Genomic DNA, 25,661 nt, shown 5'->3' with positions numbered 1-25,661 from the left:
TCTCAAGTTTCCCCCTTCCTCGCCGATACTATTTTCAGGACAAAATTGATCTACTCCCCGATCGGTACGATTTAACGCTGGGCAAACCTGACGGTTATCGTTATATTTGAATTTATATAACGGTCTTTGCAGGAGCTTTAAATGAAACGTACATGGTCAGGACTGGTTACCGGCGTGACGCTGACACTCACGCTGGCCGGCCAGGCGCTGGCAGACGAAGGCAAGATCACCGTCTTTGCCGCCGCATCACTGACGAACGCAATGCAGGATATTGCCGCGGTGTATAAAAAAGAGAAAAACGTCGACGTGGTGTCGTCATTTGCCTCTTCGTCCACTCTGGCGCGACAGATTGAAGCAGGCGCCCCTGCCGACCTCTTTATATCGGCCGATCAGAAGTGGATGGATTACGCCGTCGATAAAAAAGCGGTTGATGCGGCGAGCCGTGTCACCCTGCTCGGCAACAGCCTGGTTGTGGTGGCGCCGAAAGCCAGCGCCCAGAGCGAGGTGGCTATCAACAAGGAGACGCCCTGGAGCAGCCTGCTGAAAGGGGGGCGTCTGGCGGTGGGCGATCCGGAACACGTTCCGGCAGGCATTTACGCTAAAGAGGCGCTGCAAAAACTGGGTGCCTGGGAGACGCTGGCTCCTGAACTGGCGCCTGCGGAAGATGTGCGCGGCGCGCTGGCGCTGGTGGCGCGCAATGAAGCGCCGCTTGGGATCGTCTACGGTTCCGATGCGGTTGCTGAAAAAGGGGTGAAAGTGGTGGGTACGTTCCCTGAAGACTCGCATAAGAAAGTGGAATATCCTGTGGCCATCATTGATGGACATAAAAACGCAACCGTCAGCGCCTTTTACGATTATCTGAAGGGGCCGCAGGCGTCTGCCATCTTTAAACGTTACGGATTTACGACGCACGAATGATATTGACCGATCCCGAATGGCAGGCCGTGCTGCTGAGCCTGAAAGTCTCTTCCCTCGCGGTTGCATTGAGTTTGCCCTTTGGGATCTTTTTCGCCTGGTTACTGGTTCGCTGTCAGTTTCCGGGCAAAGCACTCCTCGACAGTATTTTGCACCTTCCTCTGGTGCTGCCGCCGGTGGTGGTAGGGTATCTGCTGCTGATTGCCATGGGGCGGCGCGGTTTTATCGGCGAGCGCCTGTATGAGTGGTTTGGCATTAGCTTTGCCTTCAGCTGGCGCGGCGCCGTGCTGGCGGCGGCGGTGATGTCATTCCCGCTGATGGTACGGGCGATCCGCCTGGCGCTGGAAGGGGTCGATCTTAAACTTGAACAGGCGGCCCGTACCCTCGGGGCCGGGCGCTGGCGCGTCTTTTTCACCATTACGCTTCCCCTGACGCTGCCGGGCATTATTGTCGGCACGGTGCTGGCATTTGCCCGCTCGCTGGGGGAATTTGGCGCCACCATCACTTTTGTTTCCAACATTCCGGGCGAAACACGCACTCTCCCGTCGGCCATGTATACCCTGATCCAGACCCCGGGTGGCGAGGGGGCTGCGGCGCGGTTGTGCCTGATCTCCATTGTGCTGGCGCTGGTGTCGCTGCTGGTGTCGGAGTGGCTGGCGCGCATCAGCCGTGAACGGATGGGGAAATAATCATGCTGGAACTCAATTTTACCCAGACGCTGGGCGATCACTGCCTGACCCTCAACGAAACCCTGCCAGCCAGCGGCATTACCGCCATTTTTGGCGTCTCCGGCGCGGGCAAAACGTCGCTAATCAACGCGATAAGCGGGCTGACGCGACCTCAGACGGGGCGGATCGTACTCAACGATCGGGTGCTGAACGATGCCGAAAAGCGTATTTTTCTCGCGCCAGAAAAGCGCCGGATTGGTTATGTCTTCCAGGACGCCAGGCTGTTTCCCCATTACAAAGTACTGGGCAACCTGCGTTACGGCATGGCGAAAAGCATGGCCGGGCAGTTCGATAAGCTGGTGGCTTTGCTGGGCATTGAGCACCTGCTTGACCGGCTGCCGTCGTCGCTGTCGGGCGGCGAAAAGCAGCGCGTGGCGATAGGCCGGGCGCTGCTTACTGCCCCGGAACTGCTGCTGCTGGACGAACCGCTGGCCTCCCTCGATATCCCCCGTAAGCGCGAGCTGCTGCCTTATCTGCAGCGCCTGGCCCGCGAAATCAACATCCCGATGCTCTATGTGAGCCATTCGCTGGATGAGATCCTGCATCTGGCCGATAAGGTACTGGTGCTGGAAAATGGCAGCGTGAAAGCGTTCGGTAATCTGGAAGAGGTGTGGGGGAGCAGCGTAATGCATCCCTGGCTGCCGCAGGAGCAGCAAAGCAGCATTCTGAAGGTGAGCGTGCTGGAACACCATCCGCACTATGCCATGACCGCCCTGGCTATCGGCGATCAGCATGTCTGGGTCAACAAGCTGGATAAACCGCTGCAAACCAACCTGCGCATTCGCATTCAGGCGTCCGATGTCTCGCTGGTACTCCAGCCGCCGCTACAGAGCAGCATCCGTAATATTCTGCGCGCCAAGGTCGCCCAGTGTTACGACGACAACGGTCAGGTGGAGGTGCAGCTGGAGATTGGCAGCCGCACGCTGTGGGCCCGCATCAGCCCGTGGGCCAGAGATGAACTGGGGATCAAACCTGGCCTCTGGCTCTACGCGCAGATCAAGAGCGTCTCCATCACCACCTGATCACAGCAGACGGGTATAGATAAATTCGGCGATGCTGTTGGTGGTGTTATCGCCGATCACCACATTCGCGCGCGCTTTGACGGCGTCGTCCGCATTCCCCATCGCCACTCCGGTACCAGCCGCTTCCAGCATGCTGATGTCATTGTAGTTATCGCCAAAGGCAATGACGTCCTTCATGGAGCCGCCGATGGATTCCACATACTCCGTCAGGCGTTTCCCCTTGCTGTTGCCTTTACGGGCGATATCCACCTGATCGTGCCACGACCATTCGCACTCCAGCCCCAGCGTCTGCTCAACCTGTGTGGCAAAGTCGTTGAGTTTGCCTGTGTCCTCACCGGTCAGGGCAAATTTCCAGATCGCGTTGACCTCACGGGCGGCCTGGGCGAGGGACGGCACCTGCGTGAAGACCGGGCGCTGCGCTTCCGGCAGCGCCTGTGCCCAGGTGCTGGTGCGAATCACGTGGCCGGTAGGACGCTCGTACAGCATCGCGTCGTCAACATACATCAGGCCGTGAATGGCATGCTCATCGAGCAGATCGATCAGTTGCAGCGCCTGCGGAACCGGTAAGGGATCGGCTTGCAGAACCTTTTTTGCTTGATAATCATACAAATAGGTTCCATTACAACAAATTGCAGGTGTATCTAACGCCAGTGCCTGATAAAAAGGATGAATAGCAACGTGATGCCGACCCGTTACGATGAGGAGTTGATATCCCGCCTCCTGGGCACGCTTCAGTGCTTCAAGCGAAGAGGGGAGCAGGGTTTTTTGCGGCGTTAACAGCGTACCGTCTAAATCCAGTGCAATCACACGCGAGGTCATTTGATATTCCGGGTTAATGTTGAAAGGAGGGGATGCGCAGATGGTACACCGTGCAAGTAACGCTGCAAAATTCCTGGTTAAAATTCAGCATTCACCGTTAAAAACGACTATCCTGGTACATTACTTTTACGCGCAGTGAGGAAAGGAGCATTCATGAAACAAACCGTTTATACCGCCAGTCCTGAAAGCCAGCAGATCCATGTCTGGCGTCTGAATCCCGAAGGTTCGCTCACCCTGGTTCAGGTTGTCGATGTTCCCGGCCAGGTTCAGCCGATGGTGATCAGCCCGGATAAACGTTTCCTGTATGTGGGTGTTCGCCCGGAGTTCCGCGTGCTCGCGTACCGTATCTCGCCTGAAGATGGCGCTCTGACATACACGGCCGAAGCCGCGCTGCCCGGCAGCCCGACGCATATCTCCACCGATCTGCAGGGACGCTTCATTTTTAGCGGCTCCTACAATGCCGGCTGCGTCAGCGTAACCCGTCTGGATGATGGTATTCCTGGCGAAACCGTTGAGGTGGTTGAAGGGCTGGAAGGGTGCCACTCGGCGAACATCTCCCCGGATAACCGCACTCTGTGGGTGCCGGCGCTGAAGCAGGATCGCATCTGCCTGTTTACGCTGGGCGATGACGGCAAGCTGACCGCGCAGAACCCGGCGGAAGTGGCTACCGTTGAAGGGGCCGGTCCGCGTCATATGGCATTCCATCCGAATCAGCAGTACGCCTACGTGGTGAATGAGCTGAACTGCACGGTAGACGTCTGGGCCCTGCGCGATCCGCACGGCAAGATTGAGTGCGTGCAGACCCTGGACATGATGCCGTCTGATTTCACCGATACCCGTTGGGGGGCAGATATCCATATCACGCCTGATGGCCGTCACCTCTATACCTGTGACCGTACCTCCAGCCTGATCACCGTGTTTAGTGTTTCGGAAGATGGTAGCGTGCTGGCTATCGAAGGCTTCCAGCCAACCGAAACGCAGCCGCGCGGCTTCAACGTCGATCACAGCGGTAAATTCCTGATTGCGGCGGGGCAAAAATCGCACCATATCGCGCTGTATGAAATTCAGGGTGAGCAGGGGCTGCTTGAAGAGAAGGGACGTTACGCCGTCGGCCAGGGGCCAATGTGGGTGGTGGTTAACGCGCACTAAGACGGATGAAATAAAAAAACCTCGCGAATGCGAGGTTTTTTTATGCCCGGTGGTAGCCGGGTGAGCACATCAACATAAACCAACCGCCTTATATTAGCGTCGTACTGACCCTTTGCACAACGTCAGTTGCTTAATCCTGGAAGAGTGACTCGTAGTGATATTAACTTAAATTTTTGAATAATATTGATTTTAACCGCGCTCCTTTATAAATTCCTATTTGATAAAAGACTGTTTAAATATCCAGTCTCGTCTGCTTATAATCAGAACTGTTGGTGTAGATGTGTGGCAGTCCGCAATCTGGGATCACTTTTAAGTCCTGGCTGGCGGGTGGTGCCGTCAGTGCCTTAACTGCGGAGCACATCAACATAAACCAACGCCCACTGGCGACAGGCAGCGGAAAGGTAAGTCAGTGGAAGTGCTCCTGACCCAAGGAGTGGCGTATGAGCATGATGGGATGGATAATTCTGTTCCTGCAACTCATGGTTGCAGTTCTGCAACTGCTGGATGCGTATCTTAAAACCGGTGCCTGACGTGTTCAGCCGCAGCATTAAGGGGGAGTTGCTCCCCCTTTTTGCTAAATATTTACTGCTTCGGCTCTGCGATCACTTTACTTCCCACGCCGCGGTTGTTGTATTCCCACATGCGGTTGAAGTTAGCGTCGTTGAGGTTACGCTGCACGTTGCCTTTCTCATCCACCGCACCGGTGTTACCCGCATACGGACGCTGAGAGATGGCGGCGTTGCCCCACGGTTTAGCCATATTAAAGCCTTCGTTGATCACGCTGTCGCGGATCACCACCTGACCGTTAGTGGCGGAATCGACATCCAGGGAGCGGCCGAGTTGTGCCACGCCGTCGCCCATCGCGGTAAAGCGGCTGTTCACTGCCAGGAAGCCGTAGAACAGATTGGACTGCGTCGCAGGGGCGAAGACGTAGCCTTCCTGCTGGGTACGGGTGTTCATGACGCGGAAATCGGTGTTATCAAACACCACGGCACCGCGACCAGAAACCATATCCACATCCCCTTCAATGTAGCTGTTGGTCACCAGCGTACGGGTGATACGGTTGTTTTTCAGGGTGTTGTCAACGCCGCTGTTAGTGACGAAGAAGGTGTTCTGGCGACCCAGAATGTTCACCTTGTCGATTTGCACCCGATCGCCATCGCTGCGCAGAGCCACCGCCTGGTGGTTTCCGGCATCCACGCTGTCACCCAGATTGTTTTCAATGGTCAGGTTCTGCAGCTGCAGACCGTTGTTCTGCGACCAGAAGACCGCGGAACACATCAGGCCAACGGTGGCGCTGTGCTTGCTCTGGCAACGGTCGAACATATACCAGGCCGGTTTGCCCGGCATATATTTGCCGCCCGGGTTAACCAGGTGACGCCAGGTTGCGGTGTCGATCTCGGAGTCGATCGCCAGACCAATTTTGACATCGATCGGTTTTTCACCCGTACCGTAGATCGTCACGCTCCCCGGCGCGGCGGGCACATACACAGTACCTTCGTATTCGCCCGGTAAAATGGCGATGTACTGACGGGAGCTGCTGTGCTTAGCAATGGCAGCATCGACTGCCGCCTGGATGGAGGTGTGCGTCACGCCCTGGGTTCCCGCCGGGCCAACCACAAAGTTCGGCTGCTCAGGCAGGCGGATGGCATAAGGACTCCACGGCGCCGCGTTCGGATCCATGGCCGTAAAGTAGCGAGCCTGCTGGAAGTTTTTCGCTTCGTCAGCGGAGAGGATCGGACGGGAAGCCGTGCCCGGCGCAACCTGCTCTGATGGCAGTTGATCCGGCGGAGTAGAGCTGCACGCCGATAACGTCACGCCAAATGCGAGTGCCAGCGCCAGACGAGAAATCCTGGAAATGTTCAAGGGAAGCTCCTGCAAAACATATCAATAGGGGGACAACTGAAATAGCCTGCTTTTTTATACTAAGTTGAGCGAAACGGGAAGATGAAAAGGCAAAAATACATCTAACTAAAACTTAGAAAATCTTTATATGGTGCTGCCTACATCTCATTCTGTCGAAAAAACGAGAAAGATCGCTTAATGGTCGATGTAAATTGCAAATGACTTCGCTTTTTAATCGCATTCTACTTGAACACCGTGTGCACATTACAGATAAGTGTGGTTTAGAGCAAACGTGATGAAAAAGTTTTACTGGTGACGTGGTTGCGTACATAGTAAATGTACAAAGTTGAATAACGCTCAAAGTTATCTATGTTCCTGATCTTCAAGAAAATTAGACGCCTTCATCAATCAGGAATAAGCTCTGATAGGGGCTGGCAAGGAATCGCCACGGCTTCGGTAGCCATACTCCAAATGGGAGATGCTTTTAATTTCCGCTTTCGCTCGAAATACCCCCCTCAACTGACCGATGTGCAGAGCGCACGCTTAATAAGTGCTTTTCGAACTAATCTTTTTATTGGCCGCTCCGCTGGTGCAGGTGATGTTTGGTCACTGGTGCCATCGTAAGCTGATGCTTACGGACATCGCGTTATTGCTCTGGCGCCGGGCATTGCCTTGTGATCTGGTGGCATCGGCTTTGGGCTCGGCGGGTTTATCCGGTAGCGGGGTTCTATGGGCTGGACGGGATGTCTATGGCCTTTATTTTGCTGGCGATGGTCAGACTGCGGCTGTCGGAAAACTCAGAACACCCATGATGCTGGCAAATCCTTGTAAAAATGAGACTGAGCCCTGTCTAAGCGATGCTTAGATTTTACAGTCTTCGGTATCTGGACAGACCAACAGAGACATTAGAGAACGCAGCAATGGAATACCTGGTCTCTTTTTATTTTGCACTTAAGCTAAATTGGCTATTCCTCAACCTGATTATCCATTTCGCTACTTTTTACCTCCTGCTTTTCCCTGTCTCATTAATAAACCATTGCTATGTTCGCATAGCTCCGTGAGCCTGACGAAAACTGGATAACGGTACTGGTCTTATAGCGCTTCCCCAAGGGCAATATTATTCAGCTGATATCAGTAGTTTCATCACTATATTATATTTAATTAAATCAATTAATGATGTTTAACATATTCATGATAGTTATAATCTATCATTTGGTTGCTTTTTGATCGTCACAAACGATGTGACGAGCTGCGAATTTAATTGAATGCTATTGGCTGAGAGCAAGCTCAGAGTGGCTTGCCGGGCGAGATTAAAGCCTTTGGGAAAGGCAGCTGGATTAGCTGCTATTTTTTGATTACTTAGGGAATTGGTATGCGTAAGCTTCTTTGGGGTGTCGGTCTGGTTACTTTACTGACAGGGTGTGGTGATGACGGGATCTATGGAACATGGAAAAACACCTCATCAGGCCTCGTAATCAAGATCGAAGAAAAGAATATTAAAATGCCGGGCATAGGAAATGTTGCTGTTCAAAAATGGGATGTGAGCAAAGACCAAAAAGAGTATGTAGCTCATACTACCTATACCACATTAGATATTGAAAAAACAAAAAATGGAATAGCAATCATGGGCGTAGAGTATGAACGTCAATAACCCTATGACAACGCTACTATATACATATTAAATACCTGTAAGTATTTTCCTGTTTTACTAATTCAAAGGATAGACTATGCGCAAGTCCATTATGTTAGCAGTAGGATTTTCTGTTGTTCTCTCAGGATGTGATAAAGCTGTTGAAGATAAACCAATCAATGAACTCACCAGCGAGGAAGCAAATGCTATTTGTAAGCGCCCCGAAATTATTTCGCAATTAGAAAACAGTTTCAAAAAAGGAAGCATCGAATTCTTAAATCGTAATCCACTAGGCTATTCTCCATTTATGGATAGATATAAATCAGAAGCAGGATACCTTGATGGCAATGAAAGGAAAAAATTGAGAATTGACGCTAGTTATCATTATACGGCGGATGATTTTTCTAAAGGATTTGGCTCGACAGATAAAGTACAAATCAATAATGCATCGCTTACTGCTAGCGGTCAAGATGAGCTGTCATGTAGTGCCAAAATTGAGTTTAGCTCTGATGAAATCTATGGCGTATTATTTTCAAACGACATTTCATATAATGTGAAAAAAGAAAATAACAAATTCTTTACTGATGCCGAGCTTTCTCTGCAGAAATTAGAACATCATAAAACTGAACCGACGTCACAACAAAAAACGTGGCGCGATAAACTTGAAGCAAAACTCAACGCTGATGATGATGCGTTAAGAAATATTTCTGATGCTGATTTTAAAGTCGTTTCTCAGGATGATATTTATTATGTCTATTTTGCTCAGACGCCACGCCAGTTTAGTGACGATGAATTAATGGATTTCTTTAGTTCTAAGTGGAACAATACTACAGATGTATTTGCTAAAGAAGACATTAAAAAAGAAGAGCTTCCAAAAATCAAAGCTAAAATTAATCAATATAAAGATGTAAAAAACATTTTAGCTTACTCGACATTTAGTCTAAATAGTCAAATTGCTGAACAATCTGCTCTTAAGACAGAAAATGGTGAAAAGTCAATTCCTGCCTCTGACGGCTGGGTTTCGGCAAGGGATAGCTATGACATTGCTAAAAAAGGTTTCAAATATAATGCAGCCGGTTGTGATATGAACGGCGGTTTAACGATCGAGCGTCGTGGGATTAAAGTCTCTACAGATGACGTATTACGTGGCTGTACTGTTGTTGTGCCAGATGATAAAGCTCGTGAAGTTTCGGCTAAATTTGCAGCTATTAATAGTAAAGGACTCGATGTAGGCTCTTTTGTAAAATCCTATCTTCATATCTCGAAGGTTGATGGTGATAGTAACACTATTCATACAACAATTATTAGAGATGAAGTCAAAGTTTACGATCCTGAAACTAATGAAGTAATCATTGATACCGTTGTAAGATAATTACTGCGAGGGAGCTTCAAGGCTCCCTTTAATATTGAATTAAAATGAGAGAACCACCATGAACTCATTAATGATGACTATTGTTATAGCATTACTGATGAACATTCCCGCAATATTACCTGTTTTATTTTTAAAAATAGATAAGTCTCACAAAACGGGAATAGCTATACGTGTATATCTTGTATCTGTCTTATTGATTTTTTCATTGGTAACACTAACATCTAATATCACTAATGAATACTCACCATTCCCGTTCTGGTTGCCAATTGCATCTGTAGTACTTTTTATGATTGCGTTGGTAAACTGTGTAAAACATATTCGTAAGTTTGTTACAAAGTGGAAAAGAAGAACCATAATTCTAACTTCGTTTATTATCGTCTATGCTATCAGATTTAATGTCATATTCATTAATACAGGTTTGGGGTTTGAAATAACATCATTTGGTATAGTTTGGTCAGCATTTTTCGTTTTCGCTTGTTTACTTGCCTATATAGGTACATCCGACACGCAAAAATTAGATTCAGCCTACAATGCGTTAAGCAATCACTCGTCGGAAACTCGCGTAGACAAAAGTTATGCTTCGCAAACTGATATAGACTATGATGTAAGTATTAAGGGAAGAAGCGTATTGAACGATCCTAATCTTTCACTTATCGAACAACAGCGCTACAGAGATGCGCTTCAGAAAAAGGAAGATGAAGGTGGGTCCGGTTGGTAAATAATAACCGTGAAATGTTTTACTAGTTATAAAAAGGCAAACAGGGCATCCGTTTGCCTTTCTATTTTTCTATATCGTGGAAAAATCAATATTTAATGGCTGGGCTTCGGCAACTAAGTATTAAATATTTTTCGAGAAACTACTAATAATGATGGTGTGTTAGAAGCATCAATTAGTAAATTTCATTAAAGTCAAACAAGGCTGCCAGGGAGCGGATCAGTGCAGAGTTAAAGTCACCGCCATCTATGAGATCACGCTGTAATACCATTTCAATGGATGATGTCCCGCGGGGGAGTACTGACGGCATAATCTCCCGTGCCAAAAACTTTATTCGATGTAGTTCACCTGCGAGAAATCGTTCGCATTATCACAGAATTGTAATGTTAGCGGTAGGCAACAGCCCACCGCTAACTCATTTAACACGTCAATACGGAAAAAATATTAACTAAAGTACGGGAAAAACTTAAATGATCCCCAAAGACCACTATTAAGCGACACCAGCCCAACGGCTATATAGGCCAGCACTGCAATAAATGCGAAGCTATACAATACTTTTTTCTTTAACTTCCGCCAGAATTTAACTACCAGAAATGACAGTACAACTCCCACCCCTAGCTGAATAAGCAATCGCGTTGCCAGGTCACCAACTTCAAAGAGGTAAGCGAACTGAAGAGGGGCAAATAGGATGACATAAACAATATAAAGGATTGAAAAAATTATCCTTGCCAGGATTGAGGTAAGCCCCCCTTCATATATGAGCATTTGCGCAGCCTGTAGCCCTGGCACTAAAATAACGCCCCATAGCGTAAACCAGATAATAATTGAGGCGAGAACTTTGCGCGCGCCACTGGCGAAAGCCAGCTGGTCTTCATAAGACATGGACGTCGATGTTGATGTTGGCTGCTGGATAGTTCCCCATGAATTATTAACCGGCTGGTTTGGTTGGCTGATGGGGGCTTCCCAGCTAGCTGCGTTATCAGCACGCCATTTTTCATCATACTGCTTAAAAGGCTGTCCACTTGTCACATATTTTCCGTCGCTATCTCTTCTGACGCTCATTGTTAACCCTCGCAATTAAATTGGTATAGCGTTTTATGATTAATACTTAACTGAAATTTCTATATTCATATACGACATATTAACGATTATAACGTATCTAAAATAAATCAGAAGATTAAGCGTTAAGTTAAAATATAACCCGTCTGCATGCGAATTACTCTTTGTCTTTGGCGTCTAACCGTCTTCCGTTACGTCATCTACCGTCTCTTCAACATACTCTTTGCCTGCGGCCTGTTCAGCTCTTCCTGAAAGGCCATCAGCTGCGCGTGGCACTCCGCGCGAGCATTGGTAATAGCTTCCATCTTTATTTCATCCGGTATTTAGCGGGTAATATATTTATCCAGTACTTCAGCACTAAATACATTACTCTGATTTCGCCAATCTTGGCGTCGGCTTGGCAAACAGAAAATATCCTGCGTTAAAACTGTTTTGTACAGGCTGCCAGGGAAAACGATTGAACTACTGGCTGCGTTAGATAGTCGTTTTCACTGCCTGGATCTCGTCGGTGTTGACCTGACAAGTGCAGCCGGAAGAATGACTATGCAGGAACGTCGGGATAAAGACAGACGTCACTAAAAAAGCACCTCCGAGTATCGCACGAATATCCTGGCATGAATCAAATCTTCCTGTTAAAGGCAACCGGTTCAAAAAGAACAACGGGACAGGGCCGCTTGATGCTTTTGCAAATGTTACGAGTATATCTGCAGCCTTGACGGCGCGTTGTTTAGCTGGTCCCAAGGGCTCAACATCAGGCGAGATGCCACACAGCCAGATGACGCGAAAAACACACGCCCAGAAGGTGGGGGCTAGCCTAAAACCGTGCACATGGAATATGGGCAGGTCAGATTCTTTAAAACTTTATCAATGAGGTCCGGTTTACGCCCTAATGCGTTGAGCGAAGAAAGCGCTCTGGATAATATCCTTGATATTTTCAATGTTGTGACGATACAGGATGAAGGCCTTCGGTTCAAACACTTGCACCCTTTCACTGGTGAGCAGCATGAGTACGCCTTTGATGGGCATGGACCGCTCAACGCTTAAAGAACCATCATCAACCACCTTTACCTGACCCCTTCTGACTCTATCGTTCGCATACTAATCTACTTTTAAGTATAGGTGCCGAGCCAGTTATGACTAATGAAAGGAGCATGTAGTAATGCTCTAAAAATACTGCTGAAACTTTTAGTTGAGTGCAAAAAAGTTGCTTTTTCTTCCCGCGGTTAGCGAGGAAGTTGTCACAAATAAATAACAATCTCGGTAAAGGCGATTGACAGGGCGACAGGAATGAAAATAAATGTCTATACAACCCATGACAAGTGGAAGCCCGATGCTGCAACTTTATCCTGACGATCTGATCTGGCGTAACCTGCGCCTCGCGACGCTGGATCCCGACCACGACACCCCCTATGGCCTGCTGGAAAACCGGGCATTGATTGTGCGCGGTGAGACCATCCTGGCCATCGTGCCGGAATCTGACCTGCCGGATGATCTGCCCAACACCATCGATTTACAGGGGCGGCTGGTGACGCCGGGCCTGATCGACTGCCATACGCATCTGGTGTTTGGTGGCGATCGTGCCGCCGAATGGGAGCAGCGACTCAACGGCGTCTCCTATCAGACCATCAGCGCTCAGGGCGGCGGGATTAACGCCACGGTCACTGCCACCCGGGAGAGCACGCCTGAGCAGCTCGAACAACTTGCGCAGCAGCGCTTGCAGCGCTTAATGCGCGAGGGTGTCACCACCCTCGAGATAAAGTCGGGTTACGGCCTGGATGACGAATCCGAAGAGAAGATGCTGCGCGTGGCCCGGCGTCTTGCACAGACCAACCCGGTGGAGATCAGCCCGACGCTGCTGGCGGCCCACGCCGTGCCGAAGGCGTATCGCCACGATCCGGATGCCTACATCGACCATGTTTGCCAGCATATGCTGCCTGCACTGTGGGAAAAAGGGCTCTTCGAAGCTGTGGATGTCTTCTGCGAAAATGTCGGGTTTACGCCCGAACAGAGCGAGCGGGTGTTCCAGGCGGCGCAGACGCTGGGCATCCCCATTAAAGGCCACGTTGAGCAGCTCTCCAGTCTCGGCGGCACTGCGCTGGTGAGTCGTTACCATGGGCTCTCCGCCGATCATATTGAATATCTCGACGAGGCTGGTGTCGACGCGATGGCGCAGAGCGGCACCGTGGCGGTGTTACTCCCCGGCGCATTTTACTTTTTACAGGAGCGACAGCGCCCGCCGGTTGCGCGGTTACGCCAGCGGGGGATACCGATGGCGGTCGCCACGGACTACAACCCGGGCACCAGTCCGTTCGCCAGCCTGCATCTGGCGATGAACATGGCCTGCGTGCAGTTTGGTCTCACCCCGGAAGAGGCGTGGGCAGGGGTAACCCGGCACGCGGCACGGGCGCTGGGGCGCGGCGACACCCATGGCCAGTTGAAGGCGGGGTTTGTGGCGGATCTGGCCATCTGGGATGCGAAAAACCCGGTTGAGATGGTCTATGAGCCGGGTCGTAACCCGCTTTATCAGCGCGTATTCAGAGGAAAAGTAGAATGAACCTATGGCAGCCGGTTTCACCTGAGGTCTGGCAGGGTCGCGACGACAGCAGCGAGGCCAGCAACGCGCTGCGCCTGTTCCAGACCGTGCAACTTAGCGACACGCCAACGCCGACCGGCGACGGTATCGCCCTGATTGGCTTCGCCTGCGATGAAGGGGTCAGGCGCAATCAGGGCCGAACCGGTGCCGCACAGGCGCCGGACGTAATACGCCGGGCGCTGGCGAACATGGCCAGTCATCAGGGTCACGAGCGGCTGACCGATATCGGCAACATCCGCGTGGAAGGGGAGGCGCTGGAGGCGGCCCAGCAGGCGCTGAGCGAGACGGTCACCGCCTGTCAGCGGGGCGGGATGCGCACCCTGGTGTTCGGTGGCGGGCATGAAACCGCCTGGGCCCATGGCCGCGGCGTGCTGGATGCCTTTGCCGGCGAGCGTGTAGTAATCATCAACCTCGACGCGCATCTCGATCTGCGAAATGCCCGCCAGGCGACCTCAGGGACACCGTTCCGCCAGCTGGCGCTCTACTGCGCACAACAGCAGCGTGAGTTTCGTTATGCCTGCTTCGGGGTCAGCCGGGCGGCCAACACCCAGGCGCTGTGGGATGAGGCTGCGCGCCTTAACGTTACGCTGGTGGAGGATCTCGATTTCCGCCAGCAGGCGCTTGACGCGCTCACAACGCTTCTGGAACAGGCAGATCGTGTCTACCTGACCCTCGATCTCGACGTGATGCCTGCCGGGGAGATGCCCGCCGTGTCGGCCCCCGCCGCGCTGGGGGTTCCCGCCCGTGATCTGCTCCCGGTTATCGAGCGGATCTGTCGCAGCGGCAAACTGCAGGCGGCCGATCTGGTTGAGTTCAGTCCCGGCTTCGATCGTGACAGTCAGGGGGCGAAGCTCGCCGCACGGCTGGCGTGGCAAATCGCTCACTGGTGGGCATAAAGCTTGTATATACTCGATTTTTTATGACGGCTTAAGGAATTGCTATGTTCTCTCGCGCCCCGCAGCAGCAGGCCAGTGCGCCAGCCCCTTTCTATGAAAAGGTCAAGCAGGCGATCAGCCATCAAATCGCCACCGGCGTCTGGCGTCCCCACGATCGTATCCCCTCCGAGGCGGAGCTGGTGGCCCAGTTCGGCTTCAGCCGGATGACCATCAACCGCGCGCTGCGGGAGCTGACCGATGAGGGACTGCTGGTGCGCCTGCAGGGGGTCGGCACCTTTGTTGCCGAGCCAAAAGGGCAGTCAGCGCTGTTTGAGATCCGCAGCATTGCCGATGAGATCGCCTCCCGCAACCATCAGCACCGGTGTGAAGTGCAGTTCCTCGAAGAGACGCAGGCCAGCGCCGCCCAGGCGGTAGCGTTGAACGTCAAAGAGGGATCGCGCATCTTTCACTCCCTGATGTTGCACTATGAAAATGACGTCCCGGTGCAGATAGAGGATCGCTGCGTCAATGCCGCACTGGTGCCGGACTATCTTCAGCAGGACTACACCACCACCACGCCCCATGCTTATCTGTCGCGGGTTGCGCCGCTGACGGAAGGGGAGCATATCGTCGAGGCGGTGCGGGCCACGCCGAAGGAGTGCGAACTGCTGCGCATCAAGGAGCACGACCCCTGCCTGCTGATCCACCGCCGCACATGGTCAGCCTCCCACATCGTCTCCCATGCCCGGCTGCTCTTCCCCGGCAACCGCTACCGGCTGCAGGGCCATTTCATGTCATAAGCGAAAAGCGTGATTGCTGACGCAATATAACAAAAATGTATCGTAATTGTTAAAACCGCTCTTGTGTGCACTTGTCTATACAAGTATATCTTACTGTATATTCTGTCCCCTATGAGGAGCACACAATGTCGTCAGGTAAGTTTCGCCAGCAAGAGATCCGCGCCCCACGTGGCACCCGGCTGACTGCCAAAAGCTGGCTCACCGAAGCCCCGCTGCGCATGTTAATGAATAACCTCGATCCCGACGTGGCGGAAAACCCTCACGAGCTGGTGGTCTATGGCGGGATTGGCCGCGCCGCGCGCAACTGGGCGTGCTATGACGCCATTGTCGCCGCGCTTACTGAACTGGAAAGCGACGAAACCCTGCTGGTGCAGTCCGGCAAACCGGTCGGCGTGTTCAAAACCCACGAAAACGCCCCGCGCGTGCTGATCGCCAACTCCAACCTGGTGCCGCACTGGGCCACCTGGGAACACTTTAACGAGCTGGATGCGAAAGGGCTGGCGATGTATGGCCAGATGACCGCCGGCAGCTGGATCTACATTGGCAGCCAGGGCATCGTCCAGGGGACCTACGAGACCTTTGTCGAAGCAGGCCGCCAACACTATAACGGCTCCCTGAAAGGCCGCTGGGTGCTCACCGCGGGTCTGGGCGGTATGGGCGGCGCACAGCCGCTGGCGGCAACCCTGGCGGGGGCTTGCTCCCTGAATATTGAGTGCCAGCAGAGCCGCATCGATTTCCGTCTGCGGACTCGCTACGTCGATGAGCAGGCCGAAACGCTGGACGACGCCCTGACACGCATCCAGAAATATACCGCCGAGGGACGGGCCGTCTCCATTGCCCTGTGCGGTAACGCCGCCGACATCGTACCGGAACTGGTGGCGCGCGGCGTGCGCCCGGACCTGGTCACCGACCAGACCAGCGCCCACGATCCGCTGCACGGCTACCTGCCAAAAGGCTGGAGCTGGGAAGCGTACCAGCAGAAAGCGCAGCAGGATCCGGAAGGCACCGTGCTGGCGGCGAAGCGTTCCATGGCTGACCACGTTAACGCGATGCTGGCCTTCAGCCAACAGGGTGTACCGACTTTCGATTACGGCAACAACATCCGTCAGATGGCGAAAGAGATGGGCGTGACCAACGCCTTCGACTTCCCGGGCTTTGTCCCGGCCTATATCCGTCCGCTGTTCTGCCGCGGGATTGGCCCGTTCCGTTGGGTGGCCCTCTCCGGCGACCCGGAGGATATCTACAAAACCGACGCCAAAGTGAAAGAGATCATTCCCGATGATGAGCACCTCCATCACTGGCTGGACATGGCCCGCGAGCGCATCAACTTCCAGGGACTGCCGGCGCGGATCTGCTGGGTCGGGCTGGAGTGGCGCCAGAAGCTGGGCCTGGCCTTCAACGAAATGGTGCGCAGCGGTGAAGTCTCCGCGCCCATCGTTATTGGTCGCGACCATCTCGACTCCGGCTCGGTAGCCAGCCCGAACCGCGAAACTGAAGCGATGCAGGACGGCTCCGACGCGGTCTCCGACTGGCCGCTGCTGAACGCGCTGCTCAACACCGCCAGCGGCGCCACCTGGGTCTCGCTGCACCACGGCGGCGGGGTGGGCATGGGCTTCTCCCAGCATGCCGGGATGGTGATCGTCTGCGACGGCACCGATGAAGCCGCGGCCCGTATTGCCCGCGTCCTGCACAACGATCCGGCGACAGGCGTTATGCGCCATGCCGATGCCGGGTATGACATTGCCATCGACTGCGCGAAAGAGCAGAGACTCAACCTGCCGATGATCGCGGCCACACAAGGAAAGCACTAATGAACGCCTTAACCCTGACGCCCGGCTCCCTGACCCTGGCCCAGCTGCGCCAGATCTGGCAGCAGCCGCACCAGTTGACGCTTGATGAGGCGGCCCATAAGGCGATTAACGACAGCGTCGCCTGCGTGGAAGCCATTGTTGCCGAAGGGCGCACCGCCTACGGCATTAACACCGGGTTTGGCCTGCTGGCGCAGACGCGCATCGCCACCCACGATCTGGAAAACCTGCAACGTTCGCTGGTGTTGTCCCACGCGGCGGGCGTGGGCGACCCGCTGGATGATGACATGGTGCGCCTGATGATGGTGTTGAAAATCAATAGCCTGGCGCGCGGTTTCTCCGGCATCCGCCTGAGCGTGATTGAGGCGCTGATTGCCATGGTCAATGCGGGCGTCTACCCGTGGATCCCGGCCAAAGGCTCGGTGGGTGCCTCCGGCGACCTGGCGCCGCTGGCGCACATGTCTCTGACCCTGCTCGGCGAAGGCAAAGCCCGCTACCGTGGCGAATGGCTCCCGGCCGCCACCGCCCTGCAAAAAGCGGGGCTGGCCCCGGTGACGCTGGCGGCGAAAGAGGGGCTGGCCCTGCTGAACGGCACCCAGGCCTCCACCGCCTTTGCCCTGCGCGGTCTGTTTGAAGCTGAAGATCTCTTTGCCTCGGCGGTGGTCTGCGGGGCGCTGACCACCGAAGCGGTGCTCGGCTCCCGGCGTCCGTTTGATGCCCGCATCCACGAGGTGCGCGGCCAGCGCGGGCAGATCGACGCCGCGGCGCTGTTCCGCCACGTTCTGACCGACACCAGCGCCATTGCCGACTCGCATCATAACTGCGACAAGGTGCAGGATCCCTACTCCCTGCGCTGTCAGCCGCAGGTGATGGGCGCCTGCCTGACCCAGCTGCGCCAGGCGGCAGAGGTGCTACTGGTGGAATCCAATGCCGTCTCCGACAACCCGCTGGTCTTCGCGGCGGAAAGTGAGGTGGTCTCCGGCGGCAACTTCCATGCCGAACCGGTGGCGATGGCGGCGGATAATCTGGCCCTGGCGATTGCCGAGATCGGCGCGCTCTCTGAACGCCGTATCGCGCTGATGATGGATAAACATATGTCCCAGCTGCCGCCGTTCCTGGTGCGCAATGGCGGGGTGAACTCCGGCTTTATGATTGCCCAGGTCACCGCCGCGGCGCTGGCGAGCGAGAACAAGGCGCTGTCCCACCCGCACAGCGTGGACAGTCTGCCCACCTCCGCCAACCAGGAAGACCATGTCTCAATGGCCCCGGCAGCAGGCCGTCGCTTATGGGAGATGACGGGTAATACCCGTGGCGTGCTGGCGGTCGAGTGGCTGGCGGCAGCGCAAGGCTGCGATTTGCGTGATGGCCTCACCTCCAGCCCGCTGCTGGAGCAGGCGCGTCATATCCTGCGGGAGCAGGTGGCGCACTATGATGATGATCGCTTCTTCGCCCCGGACATTGATGCAGCGATGGATCTGCTGAAGAAAGGGAGTCTGGCGGCGATGTTACCGGCCTTCCTGTAATACACGCCCGGTGGCGCTACGCTTACCGGGCCTACAAATGCCAACGTAGGCCGGGTAAGGCGAAGCCGCCACCCGGCAAATGCCCGGCGGCGCTGCGCTTGCACGGGCCTACGGTTTTGTGCGGTTTCCGGGACTGCTTTTTTATGAATACATCGCCGTGATGGAGGCACTTCCCAGGGTGTGGAAATGGACGTTAAAGCCCACCATTGCACCGCTCGCCTCCTCATCTACCTCAATCCTTTCCACATCCAGCGCATGCACCGTGAAGATATAGCGATGGGTTTCGCCCTTAGGGGGTGCCGCGCCGCCGTATCCCGCTTTGCCAAAATCGGTGCGGGTCTCTACGGCACCCTCCGGCAGCGCCACCAGCGACGAGCCTGACCCCTGCGGCAGCACGCGGATATCGGCCGGGATATTGGCGACAACCCAGTGCCACCAGCCGGAGCCGGTAGGGGCGTCCGGGTCATAACAGGTCACGACAAAGCTTTTGGTGCCCGGCGGCACCTCGTCCCACGCCAGATGCGGAGAGATGTTATCTCCCTCATAGCCCATACCGTTAAACACGTGGCGCAGCGGGAGTTTATCGCCGTCGCGCAGATCCTTACTGATGAGTTTCATACTGTTCCTCCGTAATAAGCTCAGCCAGAAGTGTAACGCATAAACTAGATCGTAAAGTGCGCAGGTTCCTGTACGGCATCCACCACCGCGGCGGTCAGCTTGCTGAGCTGGTCACGGCTGATCGGATACGGCGGCATCAGATAGATTAGCTTGCCGAACGGCCGCACCCAGACGCCGCGCGCCACAAAGAAGCGTTGCAGCGCCGCCATGTTCACCGGGTGAGTCGTTTCGACGACGCCAATGGCCCCCAGCACCCGCACGTCGGCGACACATTCTGCCTCCCGCGCCGTCGCCAGTTCATCCTTCAGCTGGGCTTCGATGGCGGCCACCTGGGTCTGCCACTCGCCGCTCTCCAGCAATGCCAGACTTTCACTGGCGACGGCGCAGGCCAGCGGGTTACCCATAAAGGTCGGACCGTGCATAAAGCAGCCCGCCTCGCCGTTGCTGATGGTCTCGGCCACCAGGCGGGTGGTGAGGGTGGCGGAGAGGGTCATGGTGCCGCCGGTCAGGGCTTTGCCGAGGCAGAGAATGTCCGGCGTAATCCCCGCGTGCTCGCAGGCAAACAGTTTACCGGTGCGCCCGAAGCCGGTGGCAATCTCGTCGGCAATCAGCAGGATACCTTCCCGGTCGCACATCCTGCGGATGCGCTTCAGCCATTCGGGATGGTAGATGCGCATGCCGCCGGCACCCTGCACGATGGGCTCAAGGATCACCGCGGCAATCTCGTGGCGATGGGCGGCCATCAGGCGGGCAAAGCCGACCATATCCTTCTCATCCCACTCGCCGTCAAAGCGGCTCTGCGGCGCCGGGGCAAAGAGGTTCTCCGGCAGGTAGCCCTTCCACAGGCTGTGCATCGAGTTGTCGGGATCGCAGGCCGACATCGCCCCGAAGGTGTCGCCATGATAGCCGTTACGGAAGGTGAGGAACCGCTGGCGGGATTCGCCTTTGGCGTGCCAGTACTGCAACGCCATTTTCATCGCCACCTCCACCGCCACCGAGCCGGAGTCGGCCAGGAACACGCACTCCAGCGCGTCGGGGGTCATTGCCACCAGCCGACGGCAGAGATCTACCGCGGGAGGATGGGTGATCCCGCCGAACATCACGTGCGACATGCGGTCAATCTGCGCTTTCATCGCGCTGTTCAGCCGGGGGTGATTGTAGCCGTGAATGGCCGCCCACCATGAGGACATCCCGTCTACCAGCTGTTCGCCGTTGGCCAGCGTCAGCTCGCAGCCGTGGGCTTCCGTCACCGGATAAACCGGCAGGGGCTGGGTCATGGAGGTGTAAGGATGCCAGATATGTTGCCGATCGAAGGCGAGATCGTCCGTTGTCATAATCGACTTGTAAACCATTTTGAAAACATTTAGGTTTACAAGCATAAACCGAAACCACGCTGAACTAAACCCCTTTGGAGATGCCCCATGGCTCACCAGACTCGCTGGACAATGTCGCAAGTCACTGCATTATTTGAAAAACCCCTTCTTGAACTGCTGTTTGAAGCGCAGCAGATCCACCGTCAGCATTTCGATCCGCAGCAGATTCAGGTCAGTACGCTGCTGTCGATCAAGACCGGCGCCTGCCCGGAAGACTGTAAATACTGCCCGCAAAGTGCGCGCTACAAAACCGGCCTCGAATCCGAGCGGCTGATGGAGGTGGAGCAGGTGCTGGAGTCGGCGCGTCAGGCGAAAAACGCCGGGTCGACCCGCTTCTGCATGGGCGCGGCGTGGAAAAACCCGCACGAGCGCGACATGCCTTACCTCGAACAGATGGTACAGGGCGTTAAGGCGATGGGGCTGGAGGCCTGCATGACCCTCGGCACGCTGGATGACAGCCAGGCGCAGCGCCTGGCCTCGGCGGGGCTCGATTATTACAACCACAACCTCGACACCTCCCCGGAGTTCTACGGCAATATCATCACCACCCGTACCTACCAGGAGCGGCTGGACACGCTGGATAAAGTGCGTGAGGCGGGCATTAAGGTCTGCTCGGGCGGCATCGTGGGGCTGGGCGAAACGGTCACCGATCGCGCCGGTCTGCTGTTGCAGTTGGCGAACCTGCCGACCCCGCCGGAAAGCGTGCCGATCAACATGCTGGTGAAGGTGAAGGGCACTCCGCTGGCCGATAACGACGACGTTGACGCCTTTGATTTCATCCGCACCATTGCGGTGGCGCGGGTGATGATGCCAACCTCTTATGTGCGCCTCTCGGCGGGCCGCGAGCAGATGAACGAGCAGACCCAGGCGATGTGCTTTATGGCCGGGGCCAACTCTATCTTCTACGGCTGCAAACTGCTCACCACCCCGAACCCGGAAGAGGACAAAGATGTCCAGCTGTTCCGCAAGCTGGGGCTTAATCCGCAGCAGACCGCGGTTCTCACCGGCGATAACGAACAGCAGCACCAGCTGGAACAGCAGCTCTTCAACGCCGATACCGACCAGTTCTATAACGCGGCGACGCTATGACCTGGCAGCAACGTATTGATGCCGCCCTCGACGCCCGTCGGGCGGCAGAGGCGCTGCGCGTGCGCACCCCGGTGGAGAACGGCGCAGGCCGTTTTCTCACCTGCGACCAGCGGCGCTACTCTAATTTCTCCAGCAACGACTATCTCGGCCTGAGCCAGCATCCGGCCCTTATCCGCGCCTGGCAACAGGGGGCGGAGCAGTATGGCGTGGGCAGTGGCGGCTCCGGCCACGTCAGCGGCTATACCCGCGCGCATCAGGCGCTGGAGGAGCAGCTCGCCGACTGGCTCGGCTACCCCCGGGCGCTGCTGTTTATCTCCGGCTTTGCTGCCAATCAGGCGCTGATTGCTGCCCTGACCGGCAAGGACGATCGCATTGTGGCCGACCGCTTAAGCCACGCCTCCCTGCTGGAAGCGGCCAGTCACAGCCCGGCCCAGCTCCGGCGCTTCGCCCATAACGATGCCGCTCAGCTCGCTTCGCTGCTGGATATACCCTGCGAGGGCCAGCAGCTGGTGGTGACCGAGGGGATCTTCAGCATGGATGGCGACAGCGCCCCGCTGGTCGATATCCATGCTGTGGCCCGGCGTCAGGGCAGCTGGCTGCTGGTGGACGATGCTCACGGCATTGGCGTCACCGGGCCAGAAGGGCGCGGCAGTGCGGCACATCTGGGCGTCAAACCCGAGCTGCTGGTGGTCACCTTTGGCAAAGGCGTTGGCATCAGCGGCGCAGCGGTACTGTGCAGCGACCCGGTGGCTGATTATCTGTTGCAGTTTGCCCGACATCTCATCTACAGCACCAGCATGCCCCCTGCCCAGGCGGTGGCGCTCCTGGCAGCCTTTAACCTTATTCGCAGCGACGAAGGGGAGGCGCGGCGGCAGCGGCTCTCGGGGCTTATCAGCCAGTTCCGCGCAGGCGTGAGCGGCCTTCCGCTTGAGATCACCGCCTCGCAAAGCGCCATTCAGCCGCTGATTGTGGGCGAAAACGCGCGCGCCCTGCATCTGGCGCAGACCCTCAGAGAGAAGGGGATCTGGGTGACGGCCATTCGTCCGCCTACCGTACCGGCGGGCACGGCGCGCTTACGCCTGACCCTGACGGCGGCCCATGAAGCGGCAGACATCACCGCGTTACTGGAGGCGCTGCATGTCGCAAGTGAATAAACAGGCCATTGCCGCCGCCTTTGGCCGGGCGGCGCAGAGCTATTCCCGCCACGACGCGCTCCAGCGGCAAAGTGCTGACGGGCTACGGGCGCTGCTCGCAGAAAACGCCTTCCCCAGCGTGCTGGACGCCGGCTGTGGCCCGGGCAGCAACAGCCTCGCCTGGCGCAGAAGTGGCAGCGTGGTGACGGCGATGGATCTCAGCGCCCCGATGCTGGAGGAAGCGCGCCGCAACCGGGCGGCCGACCACTATCTGCAGGCGGATATCGAAGCCATTCCGCTGGCGGATGCGCAGTTCAGCCTGGTCTGGAGCCATCTGGCGGTGCAGTGGTGCGCCAGCCTGCCGCAGGCGCTGACGGAGCTCTGTCGCGTGGCGAAGCCCGGAGGCAGGGTGGCCTTTACCACGCTGCTGAACGGCTCCCTGCCGGAGCTGAAGCAGGCCTGGCAGGCGGTAGACACGCAGCCGCACACCAACCGCTTTCTGAGCCGGGAAGAGGTAAACGATGCCCTCGATGGCTGGCGGCACCGCTGTGCGGTCCAGACCATCACGCTGCACTTTGATGATGCGCTCAGCGCCATGCACTCCCTGAAGGGGATCGGCGCCACCCATCTGCACGCCGGGCGGGCCGCCAGGCCCTTAACCCGGGGACAGCTGCAGGATCTGGCGCAGGCCTGGCCGCAGCGTAATGGCAAATACCCGCTCTCTTATCAACTTTTTCATGGGATTATCGAACGTGACTGAACGCTATTTTGTCACCGGCACCGACACCGAGGTCGGAAAAACCGTCGCCAGCACCGCCCTGCTACAGGCGGCACGTGCGCTGGGCCGCAACACCGCCGGGTATAAGCCCGTGGCCTCGGGCAGCGAAATGACCGCGGAAGGGCTGCGTAACAGCGATGCGCTGGCGCTACAGCGCAACAGCAGCGTGGCGCTCAGCTATCAGGCGGTGAACCCTTACACCTTCGCGGAGCCCACCTCGCCGCATATCGTCAGCGCGGAAGAGCAACGACCCATCGAGTTCAGTGCGCTTTCAGCCGGGCTACGCGCGCTGGAAAGCCAGGCCGACTGGGTGCTGGTGGAAGGGGCGGGCGGCTGGTTTACGCCGCTCTCCCCGGAGCAGACCTTCGCCGACTGGGCAATCGCCGAGCGCCTGCCGGTGATCCTGGTGGTGGGGGTGAAGCTGGGCTGCATCAACCACGCCATGCTGACCGCCCAGGCGATCCGCCAGGCGGGGCTGCATGTTGCAGGCTGGATAGCCAATGGGGTGGTAGCCCCCGGCAAACGTCATGGCGAATACATGGCAACGCTGAAACGCGTACTGCCTGCACCGCTGCTGGGCGAAATCCCCTGGCTTGGCGAGCAGGCCGACACGGCGGATATCGGGCGTTATCTCTCTCTCAGCGCACTGGCGCCGTCGGCCCCATCCAGTGGGCAATAAGCGGGTCATCCAGCTCGCTGACGCGGCCCTGGGCCACGTTTCGCCCGCGGTAAAGCAGGCAGAAGCGCTCCGCCACCCGGCGGATCAGCGACAGGTGCTGCTCGGCGAGCAGCACCGTTAGCCCCAGTTCGCGGTTAAACCTGAGCAGCAACTGCGCCAGCCTGATGCTAAACAGCGGACTGGCGCCACGGCTGGGCTCGTCGAGGATCAGCAGGCGAGGGCGGGTGACCAGCGCGTTCGCCAGTGCCAGCTGGTACTGCTGGTTGTCGTTCAGTCCTGACGCCCGCTGCTGACGTAGCGGGTAAAGCTCCGGAAAGAACTCAAAAATTTCGCTACTCACCGACCCGCCCACGCTCCCTTTTGCCATCCGCGCGATATGCAGGTTCTCTTCTACCGTCAGCTGGGAAAAAATCCGCCTCTCCTGTGGGACAAAGCCAATTTCTGCGCCCGGAAGCCACTCACAAGGGGAGGCTCCGGCGTCATGCCAGACCATCGTACCGCTGGCAATAGGCAGCAGGCCGGCGATGCAGTTTACGAGGGTGGTTTTTCCCATTCCGGGCAGTCCGACCACCCCGGTACAGACGCCGGGCGGCAGATCAAGGTCAACGTTCCACAGGGTGTGGCGATCCCCGTAATACTGATTAACGGCACGCAGGCTCAACATGGTGTTTCTCCTTAACAGGCATCGATGACCTCGGGTACAGTGCAAGACTCTTGCCATCGACCTGAAAAGGAGGATTAAACCCCGTTTTTTCGGAATCCCCTCAGTAAACAGCGCAGGTAGCCAGGAAGCGTGCACTGCCCCGGTGCCCCAAAGGGTGAGCCTGGTGCAGCGACTATTTGAACAAAATGTGAGCAGTGTCTCGTCAATTCGTTATCCAATTTTTGGCAACAGATCGCCAAAATTGGGCGATAAAAAATTTTTACCGTCGCGCTGTGGGTAAAAACCGGGAATTAGCCGAGTCACGCTCCGTATGGGCTGGAGGCAGTTATCCACTATTCCTGTGGATAACCATGTGCATTAGAGTTAGAAAACGCGAGGTAAGCGAGAGAATACGCGGCCTGCGCCTGAATTGCTGCGAAACGCGTCTTTTTGAAAAGATTAAATTAAATCAATGCGTTAAATAAAATCAATCGT

The 25,661-nt window shown here is 55.9% G+C and carries 24 protein-coding genes and 1 pseudogene; 18 read left to right on the top strand and 7 right to left on the bottom strand.

From position 1 onward, the window contains the following. The first annotated feature begins 141 nt into the window (after positions 1 to 141). Genes modA through modC form a run of 3 tightly spaced genes read left to right on the top strand, consistent with a single transcriptional unit; the run spans position 142 to position 2,665 of the window. Positions 142 to 918 carry a molybdate ABC transporter substrate-binding protein gene (gene modA, locus ACOKCT_RS02890; RefSeq protein ID WP_103178744.1) on the top strand — a complete coding sequence of 259 codons (777 nt, stop codon included), beginning with the start codon at positions 142 to 144 and terminating at the stop codon, positions 916 to 918. Continuing rightward, positions 915 to 1,604: a molybdate ABC transporter permease subunit gene (modB, locus tag ACOKCT_RS02885; RefSeq protein WP_103178745.1), complete on the top strand. Its 690-nt coding sequence runs from the start codon at positions 915 to 917 to the stop codon at positions 1,602 to 1,604. Before modA ends, modB begins: the two co-directional genes overlap by 4 nt. Positions 1,605 to 1,606: 2 nt before the next feature. Further along, entirely contained in the window at positions 1,607 to 2,665 is a 1,059-nt protein-coding gene (gene modC, locus ACOKCT_RS02880; protein WP_103178746.1) for a molybdenum ABC transporter ATP-binding protein ModC, read from the top strand. Here modC and ACOKCT_RS02875 read toward each other — a convergent pair whose 3' ends face one another. Further along, the gene (locus tag ACOKCT_RS02875; protein WP_420193137.1) at positions 2,666 to 3,484 is read right to left on the bottom strand and encodes a pyridoxal phosphatase; all 819 of its coding nucleotides are present in this window, start codon (positions 3,482 to 3,484) and stop codon (positions 2,666 to 2,668) included. Between the two features lie 153 nt (positions 3,485 to 3,637). Here ACOKCT_RS02875 and pgl point away from each other — a divergent pair, with 153 nt between their 5' ends. Both pgl and tisB read left to right on the top strand, forming a co-directional pair. Then, positions 3,638 to 4,633 carry a 6-phosphogluconolactonase gene (pgl, locus tag ACOKCT_RS02870; RefSeq protein ID WP_159339268.1) on the top strand — a complete coding sequence of 332 codons (996 nt, stop codon included), beginning with the start codon at positions 3,638 to 3,640 and terminating at the stop codon, positions 4,631 to 4,633. Between the two features lie 440 nt (positions 4,634 to 5,073). Beyond that, on the top strand, positions 5,074 to 5,163 hold the full coding sequence (tisB, locus tag ACOKCT_RS02865; RefSeq protein ID WP_103178749.1) for a type I toxin-antitoxin system toxin TisB: 90 nt from the start codon (positions 5,074 to 5,076) through the stop codon (positions 5,161 to 5,163). Between the two features lie 52 nt (positions 5,164 to 5,215). Here the strand turns inward: tisB and ACOKCT_RS02860 are convergent, their stop codons facing one another. Beyond that, positions 5,216 to 6,499 (bottom strand): putative acyl-CoA thioester hydrolase, encoded by a 1,284-nt coding sequence (locus ACOKCT_RS02860; RefSeq protein WP_103178750.1) that lies wholly within the window; start codon positions 6,497 to 6,499, stop codon positions 5,216 to 5,218. A 1,351-nt stretch (positions 6,500 to 7,850) separates the two neighbouring features. On the opposite strand from ACOKCT_RS02860, the gene ACOKCT_RS02855 reads away from it, so the two are divergent. The 3 genes from ACOKCT_RS02855 to ACOKCT_RS02845 all read left to right on the top strand — a co-directional run bounded on the left by ACOKCT_RS02855 (position 7,851) and on the right by ACOKCT_RS02845 (position 10,198). After that, on the top strand, positions 7,851 to 8,129 hold the full coding sequence (locus ACOKCT_RS02855) for a hypothetical protein (protein WP_156654119.1): 279 nt from the start codon (positions 7,851 to 7,853) through the stop codon (positions 8,127 to 8,129). Between the two features lie 76 nt (positions 8,130 to 8,205). Next, entirely contained in the window at positions 8,206 to 9,480 is a 1,275-nt protein-coding gene (locus ACOKCT_RS02850) for a hypothetical protein (protein WP_156654120.1), read from the top strand. Between the two features lie 70 nt (positions 9,481 to 9,550). Next, the gene (locus ACOKCT_RS02845; protein WP_236560450.1) at positions 9,551 to 10,198 is read left to right on the top strand and encodes a hypothetical protein; all 648 of its coding nucleotides are present in this window, start codon (positions 9,551 to 9,553) and stop codon (positions 10,196 to 10,198) included. Between the two features lie 441 nt (positions 10,199 to 10,639). Here the strand turns inward: ACOKCT_RS02845 and ACOKCT_RS02840 are convergent, their stop codons facing one another. After that, positions 10,640 to 11,257: a hypothetical protein gene (locus tag ACOKCT_RS02840; protein ID WP_325940417.1), complete on the bottom strand. Its 618-nt coding sequence runs from the start codon at positions 11,255 to 11,257 to the stop codon at positions 10,640 to 10,642. A 447-nt stretch (positions 11,258 to 11,704) separates the two neighbouring features. Between ACOKCT_RS02840 and ACOKCT_RS02835 the strand changes: the two are divergent. Then, positions 11,705 to 11,803, top strand: a pseudogene (locus tag ACOKCT_RS02835) (recombinase family protein); the annotation flags it as partial. 330 nt (positions 11,804 to 12,133) lie between these two features. Here the strand turns inward: ACOKCT_RS02835 and ACOKCT_RS02830 are convergent. Beyond that, complete coding sequence (locus tag ACOKCT_RS02830) at positions 12,134 to 12,316, bottom strand: hypothetical protein (RefSeq protein WP_159339266.1); 183 nt, start codon at positions 12,314 to 12,316, stop codon at positions 12,134 to 12,136. 268 nt (positions 12,317 to 12,584) lie between these two features. On the opposite strand from ACOKCT_RS02830, the gene hutI reads away from it, so the two are divergent. From hutI to hutH, 5 genes are all read left to right on the top strand, one after another. Continuing rightward, positions 12,585 to 13,808 (top strand): imidazolonepropionase, encoded by a 1,224-nt coding sequence (gene hutI, locus ACOKCT_RS02825; RefSeq protein ID WP_159339333.1) that lies wholly within the window; start codon positions 12,585 to 12,587, stop codon positions 13,806 to 13,808. Continuing rightward, on the top strand, positions 13,805 to 14,743 hold the full coding sequence (hutG, locus tag ACOKCT_RS02820) for a formimidoylglutamase (RefSeq protein WP_156654122.1): 939 nt from the start codon (positions 13,805 to 13,807) through the stop codon (positions 14,741 to 14,743). The genes hutI and hutG overlap by 4 nt, the downstream gene beginning before the upstream one ends. A gap of 44 nt (positions 14,744 to 14,787) precedes the next feature. Further along, positions 14,788 to 15,522 carry a histidine utilization repressor gene (locus tag ACOKCT_RS02815; RefSeq protein WP_103178753.1) on the top strand — a complete coding sequence of 245 codons (735 nt, stop codon included), beginning with the start codon at positions 14,788 to 14,790 and terminating at the stop codon, positions 15,520 to 15,522. A gap of 125 nt (positions 15,523 to 15,647) precedes the next feature. After that, a complete protein-coding gene (gene hutU, locus ACOKCT_RS02810; protein WP_420193136.1) occupies positions 15,648 to 17,333 on the top strand; it encodes a urocanate hydratase in 1,686 nt (561 codons plus the stop codon). Continuing rightward, on the top strand, positions 17,333 to 18,853 hold the full coding sequence (gene hutH / locus ACOKCT_RS02805) for a histidine ammonia-lyase (protein WP_263951096.1): 1,521 nt from the start codon (positions 17,333 to 17,335) through the stop codon (positions 18,851 to 18,853). The genes hutU and hutH overlap by 1 nt, the downstream gene beginning before the upstream one ends. 141 nt (positions 18,854 to 18,994) lie before the next feature. Here the strand turns inward: hutH and ACOKCT_RS02800 are convergent, their stop codons facing one another. Further along, on the bottom strand, positions 18,995 to 19,471 hold the full coding sequence (locus ACOKCT_RS02800; RefSeq protein ID WP_103178756.1) for a kinase inhibitor: 477 nt from the start codon (positions 19,469 to 19,471) through the stop codon (positions 18,995 to 18,997). A gap of 44 nt (positions 19,472 to 19,515) precedes the next feature. Continuing rightward, on the bottom strand, positions 19,516 to 20,823 hold the full coding sequence (gene bioA, locus ACOKCT_RS02795; protein ID WP_156654125.1) for an adenosylmethionine--8-amino-7-oxononanoate transaminase: 1,308 nt from the start codon (positions 20,821 to 20,823) through the stop codon (positions 19,516 to 19,518). Positions 20,824 to 20,892: 69 nt separating this feature from the next. Here bioA and bioB point away from each other — a divergent pair, with 69 nt between their 5' ends. From bioB to bioD, 4 genes are read left to right on the top strand one after another with little or no spacing between them, the layout of a single operon-like run. Beyond that, positions 20,893 to 21,933: a biotin synthase BioB gene (gene bioB, locus ACOKCT_RS02790; protein WP_103823529.1), complete on the top strand. Its 1,041-nt coding sequence runs from the start codon at positions 20,893 to 20,895 to the stop codon at positions 21,931 to 21,933. Beyond that, the gene (gene bioF / locus ACOKCT_RS02785) at positions 21,930 to 23,087 is read left to right on the top strand and encodes an 8-amino-7-oxononanoate synthase (protein ID WP_420193135.1); all 1,158 of its coding nucleotides are present in this window, start codon (positions 21,930 to 21,932) and stop codon (positions 23,085 to 23,087) included. The genes bioB and bioF overlap by 4 nt, the downstream gene beginning before the upstream one ends. Next, complete coding sequence (gene bioC, locus ACOKCT_RS02780) at positions 23,071 to 23,826, top strand: malonyl-ACP O-methyltransferase BioC (RefSeq protein ID WP_156654127.1); 756 nt, start codon at positions 23,071 to 23,073, stop codon at positions 23,824 to 23,826. The genes bioF and bioC overlap by 17 nt, the downstream gene beginning before the upstream one ends. Beyond that, positions 23,819 to 24,523: a dethiobiotin synthase gene (gene bioD / locus ACOKCT_RS02775; protein ID WP_168192008.1), complete on the top strand. Its 705-nt coding sequence runs from the start codon at positions 23,819 to 23,821 to the stop codon at positions 24,521 to 24,523. The genes bioC and bioD overlap by 8 nt, the downstream gene beginning before the upstream one ends. On the opposite strand, the gene ACOKCT_RS02770 is transcribed toward bioD, so the two are convergent. Beyond that, positions 24,483 to 25,187, bottom strand: a complete 705-nt coding sequence (locus ACOKCT_RS02770; RefSeq protein WP_420193134.1) for an ABC transporter ATP-binding protein — start codon at positions 25,185 to 25,187, stop codon at positions 24,483 to 24,485. The two genes, bioD and ACOKCT_RS02770, sit on opposite strands and share 41 nt — an antisense overlap. Positions 25,188 to 25,661 lie beyond the last annotated feature (474 nt).

Origin of the sequence: Leclercia sp. M-A074-M (assembly GCF_965195605.1) — a bacterium.
In the GTDB taxonomy this organism is placed as follows: Bacteria; Pseudomonadota; Gammaproteobacteria; order Enterobacterales; family Enterobacteriaceae; genus Enterobacter.
Note: the sequence above shows the minus strand (reverse complement) of the source record. Positions and strands in the feature narration are given on the sequence as shown.

What these genes read in the sequence shown, in the direction of transcription:
- modA (WP_103178744.1), top strand. Translation starts at nt 142, where the DNA reads ATGAAACGTACATGGTCAGGACTGGTTACCGGCGTGACGCTGACACTC.
- modB (WP_103178745.1), top strand. Translation starts at nt 915, where the DNA reads ATGATATTGACCGATCCCGAATGGCAGGCCGTGCTGCTGAGCCTGAAA.
- modC (WP_103178746.1), top strand. Translation starts at nt 1,607, where the DNA reads ATGCTGGAACTCAATTTTACCCAGACGCTGGGCGATCACTGCCTGACC.
- ACOKCT_RS02875 (WP_420193137.1), bottom strand. Translation starts at nt 3,484, where the DNA reads ATGACCTCGCGTGTGATTGCACTGGATTTAGACGGTACGCTGTTAACG.
- pgl (WP_159339268.1), top strand. Translation starts at nt 3,638, where the DNA reads ATGAAACAAACCGTTTATACCGCCAGTCCTGAAAGCCAGCAGATCCAT.
- tisB (WP_103178749.1), top strand. Translation starts at nt 5,074, where the DNA reads ATGAGCATGATGGGATGGATAATTCTGTTCCTGCAACTCATGGTTGCA.
- ACOKCT_RS02855 (WP_156654119.1), top strand. Translation starts at nt 7,851, where the DNA reads ATGCGTAAGCTTCTTTGGGGTGTCGGTCTGGTTACTTTACTGACAGGG.
- ACOKCT_RS02850 (WP_156654120.1), top strand. Translation starts at nt 8,206, where the DNA reads ATGCGCAAGTCCATTATGTTAGCAGTAGGATTTTCTGTTGTTCTCTCA.
- ACOKCT_RS02845 (WP_236560450.1), top strand. Translation starts at nt 9,551, where the DNA reads ATGATGACTATTGTTATAGCATTACTGATGAACATTCCCGCAATATTA.
- ACOKCT_RS02840 (WP_325940417.1), bottom strand. Translation starts at nt 11,257, where the DNA reads ATGAGCGTCAGAAGAGATAGCGACGGAAAATATGTGACAAGTGGACAG.
- hutI (WP_159339333.1), top strand. Translation starts at nt 12,585, where the DNA reads ATGCTGCAACTTTATCCTGACGATCTGATCTGGCGTAACCTGCGCCTC.
- hutG (WP_156654122.1), top strand. Translation starts at nt 13,805, where the DNA reads ATGAACCTATGGCAGCCGGTTTCACCTGAGGTCTGGCAGGGTCGCGAC.
- ACOKCT_RS02815 (WP_103178753.1), top strand. Translation starts at nt 14,788, where the DNA reads ATGTTCTCTCGCGCCCCGCAGCAGCAGGCCAGTGCGCCAGCCCCTTTC.
- hutU (WP_420193136.1), top strand. Translation starts at nt 15,648, where the DNA reads ATGTCGTCAGGTAAGTTTCGCCAGCAAGAGATCCGCGCCCCACGTGGC.
- hutH (WP_263951096.1), top strand. Translation starts at nt 17,333, where the DNA reads ATGAACGCCTTAACCCTGACGCCCGGCTCCCTGACCCTGGCCCAGCTG.
- ACOKCT_RS02800 (WP_103178756.1), bottom strand. Translation starts at nt 19,471, where the DNA reads ATGAAACTCATCAGTAAGGATCTGCGCGACGGCGATAAACTCCCGCTG.
- bioA (WP_156654125.1), bottom strand. Translation starts at nt 20,823, where the DNA reads ATGGTTTACAAGTCGATTATGACAACGGACGATCTCGCCTTCGATCGG.
- bioB (WP_103823529.1), top strand. Translation starts at nt 20,893, where the DNA reads ATGGCTCACCAGACTCGCTGGACAATGTCGCAAGTCACTGCATTATTT.
- bioF (WP_420193135.1), top strand. Translation starts at nt 21,930, where the DNA reads ATGACCTGGCAGCAACGTATTGATGCCGCCCTCGACGCCCGTCGGGCG.
- bioC (WP_156654127.1), top strand. Translation starts at nt 23,071, where the DNA reads ATGTCGCAAGTGAATAAACAGGCCATTGCCGCCGCCTTTGGCCGGGCG.
- ACOKCT_RS02770 (WP_420193134.1), bottom strand. Translation starts at nt 25,187, where the DNA reads ATGTTGAGCCTGCGTGCCGTTAATCAGTATTACGGGGATCGCCACACC.